Here is a 12,566-nt window from a genome sequence, read left to right on the forward strand (position 1 = left end):
CGACCGCTCCGCGACGACGACCACACCATGACCGACTGCGACACGTCCGGACCGGTGCGCTTCCTCGGCCACGAGATCGCGCGGGTGCGCGACGGCCGTGTCGCCGAGTGCTGGGTCGTCGCCGCCCAGCAGTGGCCCGCGCTAGGCGCCCAGTTCCGGGCGCTCGGCCCCGGGCAGCCGGTAGGCGAACGACTTCTGTTGGCGCACTTTCATCTTCTCGATGCACTGATGGTGTTTGCGCGCGTGATAGGCCAGCGGGAAGTAGGTCAGCCGGTCCGGCAGGATCCGGTACAGCGTGCGGATGACGGCGTAGGCGCGGACCAGCCGGCGCTGTTCGCGGTCGCTCCAGGTCACGCCGAGTCTGGCGCGCAGGCGCGGGTCGAGCAGCCCGACGACCGACAGGTAGTTGAAGCGCAGCGCGGGGCGCATCGCGCGCAGCACCAGCGGCCGCAGCGGACGCGGGATCGACGGCGGCAGCTCCACCTTTCCGGTGCGCAGTTCCTCGATGAGTTGCCGTGCCTGCGGTGTGCCCTCCAGGACCGGGATCTTCTTCTCGAAGTACTCGGAGAACTCCTCGTGGGTCTGCGGATAGCCGCGCATGGGCACGTGCAGCAGCCGGGCCAGCCGGATGTTGTCCCGCAGTAGTTCCTGTTTCTCGGCATCGGTGAACTCACGGCCGATCAGCAGCGGGCCGGCCTGGGCGTTGACGATGTAGGCGGTGGCGATGACCCACTGGTAGGCGTCGGGGTTCAGCGCGCCGATCTGCTTGCCGGTGCTCGGGCTCTGCATCGTGATGGGCCGGTGCAGGGCGCGGACGCGATTGCCCTCGGCGATCGCCTCGGTGCCGCCGTAGGTCCAGCGCAGCACCGAGTCCACCGAGCGGATGGCCCGTCCGGCCGGGTCTCCGTTGAACGCCGCGGAATAGCGGCCGGTGACCTCGGCGATCACCGGGTGCATGGCCTGCATCATGAACGCGGCGCCGTCGAGGATCAGGAAGGTCCACCGCCCGACGTGTTCGGCTGTCAGAGAGTCGATCGGGACGAGCTCGGGGGTGCCCCGGTCGGGCTCCTCGGCGTCGAAACGGAGTTCGGTCTCGGCCGTCATCGTGGTGCCACCTTCCGTGATCCGCCAATTTGCGCGAACGCTAATCTGACTTCAAGGTCGCATTCAAGTCGCGTTAGGGGCATCTTGTGGGAACGGAAAGTGCCAGTTCACGGCGGCGAAAGCTGCCACAGCAGGAACGCTCTCGCGAGATGGTCGCAAACATCGTGGGCGCGACGGTGGCGTTGTTGCGGAAAACCGCCCCAGAACGGATCACCACCAACTCCATCGCCGAGACCGCGGGAATCAGCAAGGGATCGATCTACCAGTACTTCGCCAACAAGGAGGAGATCATCGACGCCGCCATCGAGGCGATCGCGGTGGAGGAGGCGCCGGGCATCGAGAACATGCTGCGCACGATCACGATGGACGAACCCGGGCCGGCGATGGACTCCGCGATCGACATGCTCATCGATTTCACGATCGCCAACCGCCGGCTGATCCGCTACCTCGCCGAACGCCCCGCGCAGGTGCGCGCATTCGAGAACATCTCGGGCCTGTCGGCCACCCTGCTGGCGATGTCGACGCTGCACGTCAGCCACTACCGTGACCAGTACCGCCACGAACTGTCTCCCCGCGGGCTGGCCTGGCTGTTCTTCAACATGGCCGTGGCCACCACGATGCGCTACATCGAGGCCGACGACCCCATTCCGCTCGAGGAACTGCGCAGCGGCCTGAAGTTCGCCTCCGCCGGACTGTTGGTCGGTGGCTACGGGCCATAGGCGGGAGGAATGCGCGGCCTGGTGACCATCGCGGGTCTGACAGGCTTGACCAACGGCGGCATCATGGGTGGGCATGGGCGGCGCTGCAGTGGGGAAGCGGATGGCGCAAGGGCGGACACCGGGCCGGTGGGTCCTCGTGCTACTCCTCGCGCTGACGCTCGCCGTCGCCACGCTGGGCATGCCGGCCCCGTCGGCCGCGGCGCCGGAGGCACCCGGGCGTGACGAGGTCACTCTGTACTTCTTCTGGGGTGACGGCTGCCCGCACTGCGCCGCCGCCAAACCCGCCCTCGCGCAGCTTCAGCAGCGGTACCCCCGGCTTCGGGTGCGCTCGTTCGAAGTGTGGAACAACCAGGACAACCAACGCACGCTGGCGGCCATGGCCGAGATGTTCGGGATCACCCGCGTCGGGGTACCGGCCTTCTTCCTCGGGCAGCGCCACTGGGTGGGTTTTGCGGAGTCGACGACACCACGCGATCTCGACGAGGCCATCCGCCGGTGTCTGGCCACCGGCTGCCCGGATGCCGGCGCGGGGGTCATCACCGCGGCCGCGCCCGCCGTCGAGCCGCGGGCGCCCGCCGACGGCGCCCGAGAGGTGATCGATGTCCCGTTCGTAGGCGAGGTCGACGCCGCCAGCCATTCGCTGGTGCTGAGCACCCTGCTCATCGCGGCGGTCGACGGATTCAACCCCTGCTCGCTGTGGGTGCTGTCGGTGCTGCTGGCGCTGACCCTGCGGACCGGCTCCCGGCGGACGATCGCGGTGATCGGACTGGTCTTCATCGTGGTGACCGCGCTGGTGTACGCGCTGTTCATCGCCGGACTGTTCTCGGTGTTCTCGGTGGTGGCCGTCGCGCCGTGGGTTCGCGTCGCCATTGCCCTGATCGCCGCGACCTTCGGCGTCATCAACATCAAGGACTACTTCAGCTTCAGGACGGGGGTGTCCCTGTCCATCCCCGAGTCGGCCAAGCCCGGCATCTACCAGCGGATGCGCGGTGTCCTCGCCTCGGCCGACTCGATGCCGGCGCTGATCGCCGCGACCGCGGCACTGGCGGCCGGGGTGTCGTTCGTCGAACTCGCCTGCACGGCCGGGTTTCCCGTGCTGTGGACCAACCTGGTGGCGGCGCGGGACGTCACCCCGATGGTCTTCGTGCTGCTGCTGGCGCTCTACATGCTCGTCTACCAGTTCGACGAGCTGCTGATCTTCGGCGGCGTGGTGGTGACCATGCGGGCCACCAGACTCCAGGAGAGACAGGGCCGCGTGCTGAAACTGGTGGGCGGCATGCTGATGCTGAGCCTCGCGCTGGTGATGCTGGTCAGGCCGACGCTGATGAACGATGTCCGCGCCTCCCTGGCCGTGTTCGCCGCGGCGGGTGCGGCGACACTGCTGGTCCTGCTGGGGCACCGCGCCGTCCTGGCGCTGCGTGGCGCGCGTTCAGCTACCACCGGCGCAGAGCCCACGGTCCACAACCGCCGGGAGGGCGGCTAGCGCGGCACCGGTCCGTGCACCGGCTCACCGCGCAGATAGGTGGCACGAATGCGCACTGCGGGCAGCCCCGGCGCGGGGGTGGCACGCGGGTCGCGGTCCAGCCAGACCAGATCGGCGCTGGTGCCCGGGGTGATATGGCCCCAATCGTGTTCGGCGAAAGCCTGATTGGCCACACCGGCGGTGTAGGCGGTCAGGGCCCGCTCGATCGGCAGGATCTCGTGCGGTGTCCAGCCACCGGCCGGTTCACCGTCCTCGGTGCAGCGCGACACCGCCACTGCGATCCCGTCCAGCGGAGCACCCGAGGACACCGGCCAGTCCGACCCGAAACCCAGCGGAGCGCCCGAGGTGTCCAGCGTGCGGATCGGGTACTGCCTGTCGGCGCGCTCGGCGCCCAGCCGCGGAATCGTCAGGACCGTCATCAGCGCGTCCATCTGCGCCCACAGCGGCTGCATGTTCGGGATGACGCCCAGCTGCGCGAACCGCAGCAGGTCGGCATCGTCGACGAGTTGGACGTGTGCGATCACCGGTCGCCGGTCCCGTGGGCCGTTGTGCTCGGCGACGTACTCGATGGCGTCGAGCGCCTGGCGCACCGCGGCGTCTCCGATGGCGTGGATGTGGATCTGCAGCCCGAGGTCATCGACCCGGCGGGCGGCCCGTGCCAGCGCGTCACCCTCCCAGTTGCGCATGCCCAGATTGTCCGAATGACTGTGCAAGCCCGAGCAGTACGGCGCCAGCAGCGCGCCGGTCTCGTTCTCCACCACGCCGTCGGCGAAGAACTTCACCGTGCGGGCGGTCAGCAGCGGTGAGGCCACCTCGTCGACGCGGCGGCGCTGTTCGGCGAAATGATCCACCTGCGTGTCGAAATGGCGCGGGTCGGCGTAGAGCGCCAGGTTGAACCGCATCCGCAGGGCGTCGCGGCGGGCTGCCTCGACATAGGTGTCGACGTCGGCGGGCTCGACCCAGGCGTCCTGGACCCAGGTCACCCCGCGCGAAAGGTAGTAGTCGGCGGCGGTGCCCAGGGCGCCGATACGCACCGCCTCGTCGCGGGCCGGCATCACCGCCATCATCAGATCGGTGGCACCCCACTCGCGCAGCGTGCCCAGCACCGAGCCGTCGTCGCGGCGGGGGATTTCACCGAGCACCGGATCCGGGGTGTCCGCGGTGATCCCGGCGCGCTGCAGCGCCACCGAATTGCACCACAGGGTGTGGTAGTCCCACGCGCGCAGCACCACCGGCCGGTCGGGGACCGCGGTGTCGAGCCAGCGGGCGTCGAACAGCCCGCCGGGCGACAGGCTCCCGTCGTAGGAGGCCCCGATGAGCCACTCGTGATGGGGGTTCTCGGCGGCGTACTTACCGACCGCCGCGACGATCTCGTCCACGGAGCGGCAGGCGCGAACGGGTGGACCGGCCGCGTCCAACCCGCCGTAGAGCGGATGGGCGTGGCCGTCGCCGAACGACGGCATCAGGAACCCGCCGTCGAGGTCCACCCGGTGCGCGTCGCCCGCCTGCCGGCGGGCCTTGTCCCCGAGGGCGGCGACCCGGCCGCCGGACACCAGCAGCGTGTCGGTGGCGGCGGTGCCCGTCCACACCACACCGCCGGTGAACAGGGTCGGGGTCGGGTGTCCCGTCATCCATTGCTCGCCCGACGAGGTACGTGTGATCATCCGACTCCTGGAGGGAAACTCGACTCGTTCATTGTGGCCTCGCGGGGCCGGCGGTGCCCGTCGGCAGGACCTGCCGACCGGTGGCCGCCGCATTCTGGACAATTGACATAAACTCGCATTTTTCGACCGTACGATGGCGAGCGTGACGTCCATTCGGATCGGTGAGTGAGGCCTGGGGGAGCGGCAACGTTGGGAATTGCGCGGGGGGTGAAACGCTGGTGGCGTCGGCCCGACCATTTCAACTGGCTCAGCGGCTATCTGCAGTCCCGCGACCTCACCGTACCGACCCGTCGGCTCATGGCCGTGGTCGGTCTCTCGCTCGTCCTGGCGCCGGTCAATGTTCTGTGGGGGCCGCCTTCGATCAACGTCGGCCTCGCCGTCTGTTTCAGCGTCGCGGGGAGCCTCGCCGGTGTGGGGTGGGCGATTCTGTGGCTGACCCGGTGGCCCACGAAGCGGCAGTCCATCGCGTTCGCGATGACCGGCAGCGCCTGCATCGTGTTGGGAGCCGTGACGCAGGCCGACCCGCTCGTCGCGATGCTGGCCTGCTCGGCGCTGGCCGTGCCCGGCGGGTACCTGGCCTTCTTCCACACCGCGCCCGCGACCGTGGTCAACCTCGCGCTGGCCGTCGTCGTCGGTGCCGACGCGATGATCCGACTCGCACTGGCCGGCGACACCTTGATCGGGATCACCGCGTATTTCCTGGTTCTGGAACTGAATGTGGCCGTCCCGTTGGCGATTCAGATCGTCGTGGGTGCGCTCGGGATCGATCTGCTGGAATCGGACCGCGATCCGCTCACCGGGCTGCTGAATCGGCGGGCCTTTCAGCACGCCGCCGTGGGTGCGCTGGTCGCCTGCCGTGACCCGGGCCGGTGCCTGGTGCTGGCGATGGTCGACCTCGACCGTTTCAAGGCGATCAACGATGCGCGCGGGCATGCCGGCGGTGACGCGGTCCTCGTCTCGGTCGGATCTGCCCTGCAGAACAACATGACCGAGACCGCGGTCGTCGGGCGGGTGGGCGGTGAGGAGTTTCTGGTCGCCGATGTCGTCAGCACCGCCGTCGTGCCGGGATTCGGCCCGCGCATCTGCTCGCTGGTCGACGCGATACCGTTCTCGTTCCCGTTGACGGCCAGTGTCGGAACGGCCGCGGCGACGCTGCACACCGCGTGCACGGGCGATGCCATCGAGCGGTATCGGTGGCTCGTGCAGGCCGCCGACGCGGCGATGTACACCGCGAAGCGACGCGGCGGCAATCGGGCACACCACTGGGCCGGGTCGCCGGCCACGGAAAGCCCGATGGGAAGCGAGTTCTAGCCGGAATGGGGTAGCACGGCCATGGCGGCCGCCAGGGACCGCAGCGTCCGCTCGCGCACGTCACCCATGCCGACCAGCGCGTCGACGGTGAGCGGCGCCAGGATCTGGTTCAGCCCGTTTCCCCGGCGCCCGAAGAAGCCGGCCATCTCCAGCAGCACCGCGCCATGGCTGATGCTCCACAGTCGTCCGGCGATCGCCGGCACGCCGTCATCGCGGATGCGGCCCGCCGCGATCATCCGCGTCACCGCGGTGGACAACGCGTCGAAGGACACGGCGAACTCGGCGTGGCCGCTGGCGTTGCCGGTGACGGTGAGATCGGTGTGGTGACGGTTCAGGGACCGTGCCGAAGTCCCGAACATCATCTGGTAGCGCTGGGGGTTGGCCAGTGCGAAGTCGCGGTAGTGCACGCCCATCAGGAAGAAGTCCGCCACCGGGTCCGCGGTCTCGGCGACCTCGGTCAGCGCGTCGGTGAAACGGGCGAACGTCTCGGCGGCGATGGCCTCGATCAGCCCGGTCATGCCGCTGAAGTGGGTGTAGACCGCCATCGTCGACGTGCCGGTCTCGGCGGCCAGCTTCCGTGCGCTCAGCGAGGCCAGGCCGTCGCGTTCCAGGATCCGGATACCCGCCTCCACCAAGTGCTCCCGCTGATCGCTGCTCACCCTTGCCATTCTGCCATAACAGTGTTATACCGGCTGTGAGCCGTGATGGGGAGGGGCTGACATGGCGAACCGCTTTCTCGGGGGCGTCTACGCACCGATCCGCGAGGAATTCACGCTGACCGATCTCGAGGTCGACGGGGCGATTCCGGACTACCTCGACGGCCGCTATCTGCGCAACGGCCCCAATCCCGTCGGCGAGATCGATCCCGACCTGTACCACTGGTTCATCGGCGACGGCATGGTGCACGGTGTTCGGATCCGGGACGGCAGAGCCGAGTGGTACCGGAACCGTTGGGTCCGGGGCCCGCAGACCGCTGCGGCCCTGGGTGAGCCACCGCCACCGGGCCGGTTCCGGGTATCGGGTATCGGCGCCAACACCAACGTGATCGCCCATGCCGGCAAGACGCTCGCCCTGATCGAATCCGGTGTCACCACCATGGAACTCACCGACGAGCTGGACTCGGTGGGCGGCTACGACTTCGGCGGCACGTTGACCGGCGGTTACACCGCCCATCCCAAGCGCGATCCGGTGACGGGCGAGCTACACGCCGTCTCCTACAGCATGTATCGCGGCAACACGGTGCAGTACTCGGTGATCGACACCGACGGGCGCGCGCGCCGGACCGTCGACATCGAGGTGACGGGAAGTCCGATGATGCACGACTTCTCGCTGACCGAACGCCACGTCGTCTTCTATGACCTGCCGGTCACCTTCGACGCGCGGCAGGCGGTCGAGATGGCGGTCCCCCGGGGGCTGAGGCTGCCCGCGCGCCTGGTGCTGTCGGCGCTGATCGGCCGGGTCCGTATCCCGGATCCCGTCGGCGCGCGGCAGCCCGCCGGCCACTCCGCCGATCGCCGCTTCCCGTACTCGTGGAATCCGAAATACCCCGCGCGCGTGGGCGTGATGCCCCGGGAGGGCACCAGTACCGACGTACGGTGGTTCGACGTCGAGCCCTGTTACGTCTTCCACCCGATGAACGCCCACGACGACGGTGACACCGTGGTGCTCGACGTGGTGCGCCACCCGAGGATGTTCGACACCCATCGCCTGGGGCCGCAGGAGGGCCCGCCGTCCCTGGACCGTTGGACCGTCGATCTGGCCGACGGCAAGCTTCGCGAGTCCCGCATCGACGACCGGGCCCAGGAGTTCCCCCGCGTGGACGAACGCCGGGTCGGCAGACCCTACCGCTATGGCTACGCACCGGCGCTCGGGCCGGCCGGCGAGGGCAGCGACACACTGCTCAAGCACGACCACGCCGGCGCCACGGTGCAGTCGCGGTCCTTTGGCCCCGGGAAGATCCTGGGCGAGTTCGTCTTCGAACCCTCTGCACCGGATGCCGCCGAGGACAGCGGCGTGCTCATGGGCTATGTCTACGACCGGGGGAGCGACCGCAGCCGGCTGGCCATCCTGGATGCGCAGACGCTGCAGGACGTCGCCACCATTCGGCTACCTCACCGCGTCCCCGCGGGGTTCCACGGCAACTGGGTGCCGACGCCGCCGCGGTAGGGGCGGGCATCACGCGGCCGCTCCGCTGCGCGCCGGCCGCCGTTGGTTGTTCCGCCACGGTCACGCCGGTGCGATCTCCACGGTGACCGCACCGGCGAGCGACTCCAGGCGGTCGGCTCCCGAGTCGATGCTGCCGATCTTGACCAGGCCCCGCGAGTACTCGAAGTCCCGGTAGAAGATCGCGAGGTTGCCCCAGGGTGAGTAGTAGGTGAGATCGCCGACCTGCGGGTCGGCGCCGTCGGGCGCGCCGGCGGTGGACAGTCGGGTGGGCAGGTCGGCGATCTTCTCCGTGCCGGCATGATCGCGCAGCGTCAGGTCCAGCGGGAGCTGGGCGGCGAAATCACGACTTGTCGCGTTGTCGAGCAATGTCGCGGTGAGGACCGTCTGCGGTGTGGTCAGTCGGATTCGCATGGGCGCCTCCTCGGGGTTGGTGGGTGTCGTCCGGCTCGTGGGTGTGCGTGGGCCGCTCGATCTCACCGATGACGTCACCGATGATGTTGTCGGTGTGGCACTGTCGGAGGGTGGCGGTGCAGGCGCGCCGCAGCCCGCGGCGGCCAGCAGGGCTGCCGCGAGCGACGCGGGTCTCCGGTGGCGTGGCGCGGCCGACCACCGCGGCCGGGCGGTCGGTCGCGTCATCGGTCCGGTGGACCCTGGAACGGCCCGGTGCCGGCGTGCGCACCGGGCTGCGAGGCCGCCCAGCTGGCGAGCAGACGCAGTTTCTCCTCGGCAGCGGTTCCCTGTTCGGCGGCGTAGATCATCAACGACAGACCGGGTTCGTTGAGGATCTCGGTGCCGACGAGGTGCAGGGTGAGGTCACCGACGACGGGGTGGTGGGCGACCTTGAGTCCGGCGTCGTGCCGGTGCACCAGGGCATTGGCCCACCGGTCGCGAAACGTCTCGCTGCGGGTGGACAGTTCGCCGATGACCTCGGTGATGCGCTTGTCGTACGGGTCGCGGCCGGCCTCGTGCCGCAGCACCGCGACGGTGCCGTCGACCGCGGCGACCCAGTTGGGGTAGAAGGTGCGTGCCGCGGGGTCGAACACGTTGAACTTGGCGAGATTGGGCGTCGGGTCTCCGGCGGCGTACATGGGTGCGTAGTAGGCGCGGCCCAATTCGTTGGCGGCCAGCACGTCGAGTGCCCCGTTGCGGATGAACGCCGGGGCGCCCGTGATGGCATGGAGGGCGGCCAGAATGCCCGGACGGACGGTGCGCGGGATGGCGGGTGCGGGCGCCGGGGGCGGCCGCCCGGGCGAGATTGCGTAGATGCTCCCGCTCGGCGTCGTCGAGCTTCAGCACATCGGAGAGCGCGTCGAGCACCTGCTCGGACACGCCGGCGATCTTGCCGCGTTCCAGTCGGGCGTAGTACTCGGTGGAGACGCCGGCGAGCATCGCGACCTCCTCGCGGCGCAACCCTTTGACGTGACGACGGCCACCCAGCTTCGGCAGGCCGACATCCTCGGGCTTGAGCCGGGCGCGCCGGGTGGTGAGGAAGTCGCGCACCTCCCTGCTGTTGTCCATGCGTTGCACGCTATGCCGTCGGCACGGCGAATAGGAGGAACTGCCAGTACGTGGACTTCCGGGTCCTCGTTGCGCAAGGGCCCGGGCTGCGCAGCCGGGCGGCGGCCGGCGCCGGCGGCAACCCCCGGCGCTAGCCGGGGTCGATCAGCGACTGCAGCAGCGGTGCGATCAATCCCAGTATCTCGTCGATGTCGGCCTCGGCGAGATCGGGCATGCGCAGGATGAAGCGCTGGCTGGCGATGCCCATCAGCATGGCGCCGGCCAGTGCGGTTCGCAGCCGCGCGTCCGGAGCGTCGATGGTGGCCGCCATGATGTCGACCGCCTCGGCGGTGACGTGCGTGCGCAGGATTTCCGCGGCGGTCTCGCTGGTCATGCTGGTACGCAGCAGCACGGCCATGGGACTGTTGGGGTCGGCCGCCCACGCGGTCAGCATTCCCCGCGCGTAGTTCTCGGCTGTCTCCGCCGCGTCCTCGGAGGTCAGTTCGGCCACGGGGATCTCCCAGTGCACGGCCTCGCGGAAGAGCGCGTCTTTGGTGCCGAAGTACTTGATGATCGAGGACTTGTCGACATCGGCGACCGCGGCGATGCCGCGGATGGTCGCACGTTCGTAGCCGAGCTCGGCGAACACTGCGCGCGCCGCTTCCAGGATGCGCCGCCTGGTCCGCTGTCCCTTGCGCTCGGCGCCGGGCGCGGCGGCGTCCTCCGTCTCGGATGCCTGTTGTGCGGTACTCACCGATGCCTTCCTCGGGTTGCAGTTCGAGTCATGATGTCACCGACCAGACGAAGTAGACAAGCGGTGCGAAATAATGCACAGTGACGGAAGGCCGGCGGATGGCCCCGCCGGACACCCACTCGTGATCGAAGGAGACGCAGGTGACGCAACCACGCATGGACTGGGACAGTGCCTATCGGCAGGATGCTCGACCCCCGTGGAGCATCGGTGCACCGCAGCCGGAGCTGGCGGCGCTCATCGACCAGGGCAAGGTCCGTAGCGAGGTCCTCGACGCCGGCTGCGGGGAGGCCGAGCTCTCGCTCGCGCTCGCCGAGCAGGGGTATTCGGTGGTGGGACTCGACGGCAGCGCCACCGCGGTGGCCGCCGCGAGCGCCGCGGCAGCCGAGCGGGGCCTGACCACGGCGAGTTTCGCCGTGGCCGATATCACCGACTTCGACGGCTACGACGGGCGGTTCAACACGGTGATGGACAGCGGTCTGTTGCATGTGCTGCCCGTGGAACGCCGGCAGGCCTACATGGCGGCCATTCACCGGGCCGCCGCACCCGGGGCCGGGCTGTTCATTCTGGCGTTCGCCCACAAGTCCTTCGGCGAGGGCGGACCCGGTCCGGCCGGATTCACCGCCGAGGAACTGCGCGACACGGCGGCCACGCTGTGGACCGTCGACGAGGTGCGCCCGGCCAAGCTCTACGCCAACGACGTGCAGGTCCCCGACGGGCCGGCGCCACGTCCGGACGTTGAGCGCGACGACCAGGGCCGGCTGATGTTCCCGGGTTATCTCCTGCTCGCGCACAAGGACTGACGATTGGGTCTCACGATGCGACTCACGATGGCCGCCATCGAGACGCCCGCGAGAGCCGGGGAGCCGTCGTGAGGGTTGCGGTGTTCGGGGCCAACGGACCCGCCACCGCGTCGACACCTTCTCGACCGGCACCGCCAACGTCGTGGCCGGGATGCGCGACACCGGCGTCCAACGCCTCGCCGTGGTCAGTTCCACCGGCGCGCATCACTACCGTGATCGCCGCGACGCGTCGCTGAGTCTCAAGCTCGTCGAGCCCATCATCAGCCGGACCATCGGCAGGACGGTCTGTGTCGACATGTGTCGCATGGAGGAACACGGCTGGGCCGATACCGTCACCCTGGGCTGCTTCGGGGTTGCGGCGGTCATGCTGACGGCCTTCGTTCTCTGGCAGCCGCGGACCACCTATCCGATGCTGCCGCTGCGACTGTTCGCGGTGCGTTCTCGGTCGGGCTCCTACGCCACGATGTTGTGCATCGGTGCGGGAATGTTCGCCACGTTCTACTTCCTGACGCTGTACATACAGCAGATCCTGGGTACAGCCCGGTCAAGACGGAACACACCGACCGGTTACCGCCGCGGATCATCGCCGCACCCGGCCTGGCGATCGGAACGGCCGGCATGCTGTGGTTCAGCATGCTGGAGCCCGGCTCGTCCTACTGGAGCCATCTGATGCCCGCGATGTTCGCCACCGCGGTAGGCGTGGGACTGAGTTTCGTGCCGATGACGCTCGGGGCGGTCAGCCACGTCCGCGACGAAGACACCGGCATAGCCTCGGCCCTGCTCAACACCTCTCAGCAGGTGGGCGGTGCGGTCGGGCTCGCCGTGTTGACCACCAGCGACACCGCGGCCTCCGATCGCCGGCTTCCCGATGCGGACACCGCGTTCTTCCGCGGCCTGGCCACGCGCGACCCCGATCTCGTCCAGCGTGCGGCCATCGCACTGACCCACGGCTACACCACCGCATTCAGCGTCGCCGCGGCCTTCTTCACCACCGGGCTGCTCATCGCGGCCATCACGATCACTGCTCACAATGGTTCGGTGAAAGTGGCTGTAGCTCGGGCTGTGTGA

12 protein-coding genes and 1 pseudogene are annotated in these 12,566 nt (G+C 69.1%); 7 read left to right on the forward strand and 6 right to left on the reverse strand.

The genetic code is table 11. From position 1 onward, the window contains the following. Positions 1 to 141: 141 nt before the first annotated feature. The gene (locus tag CSR00_RS03375; RefSeq protein ID WP_099020995.1) at positions 142 to 1,104 is read right to left on the reverse strand and encodes an oxygenase MpaB family protein; all 963 of its coding nucleotides are present in this window, start codon (positions 1,102 to 1,104) and stop codon (positions 142 to 144) included. A 149-nt stretch (positions 1,105 to 1,253) separates the two neighbouring features. Here CSR00_RS03375 and CSR00_RS03380 point away from each other — a divergent pair, with 149 nt between their 5' ends. Both CSR00_RS03380 and CSR00_RS03385 read left to right on the forward strand, forming a co-directional pair. Next, positions 1,254 to 1,823 (forward strand): TetR/AcrR family transcriptional regulator, encoded by a 570-nt coding sequence (locus CSR00_RS03380; protein WP_099020996.1) that lies wholly within the window; start codon positions 1,254 to 1,256, stop codon positions 1,821 to 1,823. A gap of 73 nt (positions 1,824 to 1,896) precedes the next feature. Continuing rightward, positions 1,897 to 3,306, forward strand: a complete 1,410-nt coding sequence (locus CSR00_RS03385; protein ID WP_141564257.1) for a thioredoxin family protein — start codon at positions 1,897 to 1,899, stop codon at positions 3,304 to 3,306. Here the strand turns inward: CSR00_RS03385 and CSR00_RS03390 are convergent. Then, positions 3,303 to 4,970 carry an amidohydrolase gene (locus CSR00_RS03390; protein WP_245905807.1) on the reverse strand — a complete coding sequence of 556 codons (1,668 nt, stop codon included), beginning with the start codon at positions 4,968 to 4,970 and terminating at the stop codon, positions 3,303 to 3,305. The two genes, CSR00_RS03385 and CSR00_RS03390, sit on opposite strands and share 4 nt — an antisense overlap. Before the next feature lie 189 nt (positions 4,971 to 5,159). On the opposite strand from CSR00_RS03390, the gene CSR00_RS03395 reads away from it, so the two are divergent. Further along, a complete protein-coding gene (locus tag CSR00_RS03395) occupies positions 5,160 to 6,281 on the forward strand; it encodes a GGDEF domain-containing protein (protein WP_245905808.1) in 1,122 nt (373 codons plus the stop codon). On the opposite strand, the gene CSR00_RS03400 is transcribed toward CSR00_RS03395, so the two are convergent. Then, on the reverse strand, positions 6,278 to 6,949 hold the full coding sequence (locus CSR00_RS03400; RefSeq protein WP_245905809.1) for a TetR/AcrR family transcriptional regulator: 672 nt from the start codon (positions 6,947 to 6,949) through the stop codon (positions 6,278 to 6,280). The two genes, CSR00_RS03395 and CSR00_RS03400, sit on opposite strands and share 4 nt — an antisense overlap. 52 nt (positions 6,950 to 7,001) lie before the next feature. Between CSR00_RS03400 and CSR00_RS03405 the strand changes: the two genes are divergently transcribed. Continuing rightward, on the forward strand, positions 7,002 to 8,447 hold the full coding sequence (locus CSR00_RS03405; RefSeq protein WP_099021000.1) for a carotenoid oxygenase family protein: 1,446 nt from the start codon (positions 7,002 to 7,004) through the stop codon (positions 8,445 to 8,447). A 60-nt stretch (positions 8,448 to 8,507) separates the two neighbouring features. On the opposite strand, the gene CSR00_RS03410 is transcribed toward CSR00_RS03405, so the two are convergent. From CSR00_RS03410 to CSR00_RS03420, 3 genes and pseudogenes are all read right to left on the reverse strand, one after another. Further along, positions 8,508 to 8,858: a cyclophilin-like fold protein gene (locus CSR00_RS03410; RefSeq protein ID WP_099021001.1), complete on the reverse strand. Its 351-nt coding sequence runs from the start codon at positions 8,856 to 8,858 to the stop codon at positions 8,508 to 8,510. A gap of 221 nt (positions 8,859 to 9,079) precedes the next feature. After that, positions 9,080 to 9,965: pseudogene (locus tag CSR00_RS03415) on the reverse strand (helix-turn-helix transcriptional regulator). A gap of 130 nt (positions 9,966 to 10,095) precedes the next feature. Continuing rightward, positions 10,096 to 10,698 (reverse strand): TetR/AcrR family transcriptional regulator, encoded by a 603-nt coding sequence (locus CSR00_RS03420; protein ID WP_099021002.1) that lies wholly within the window; start codon positions 10,696 to 10,698, stop codon positions 10,096 to 10,098. Positions 10,699 to 10,838: 140 nt separating this feature from the next. Here CSR00_RS03420 and CSR00_RS03425 point away from each other — a divergent pair, with 140 nt between their 5' ends. From CSR00_RS03425 to CSR00_RS30540, 3 genes are all read left to right on the forward strand, one after another. Further along, positions 10,839 to 11,498, forward strand: coding sequence for a class I SAM-dependent methyltransferase (locus tag CSR00_RS03425; protein WP_099021003.1), 660 nt, complete (start codon positions 10,839 to 10,841; stop codon positions 11,496 to 11,498). A 151-nt stretch (positions 11,499 to 11,649) separates the two neighbouring features. Then, the gene (locus tag CSR00_RS30535) at positions 11,650 to 12,168 is read left to right on the forward strand and encodes a hypothetical protein (protein ID WP_176561883.1); all 519 of its coding nucleotides are present in this window, start codon (positions 11,650 to 11,652) and stop codon (positions 12,166 to 12,168) included. After that, complete coding sequence (locus tag CSR00_RS30540) at positions 12,117 to 12,566, forward strand: MFS transporter (RefSeq protein WP_176561884.1); 450 nt, start codon at positions 12,117 to 12,119, stop codon at positions 12,564 to 12,566. Before CSR00_RS30535 ends, CSR00_RS30540 begins: the two co-directional genes overlap by 52 nt.

This window comes from Mycolicibacterium palauense, assembly GCF_002592005.1.
GTDB lineage: Bacteria > Actinomycetota > Actinomycetes > Mycobacteriales > Mycobacteriaceae > Mycobacterium > Mycobacterium palauense.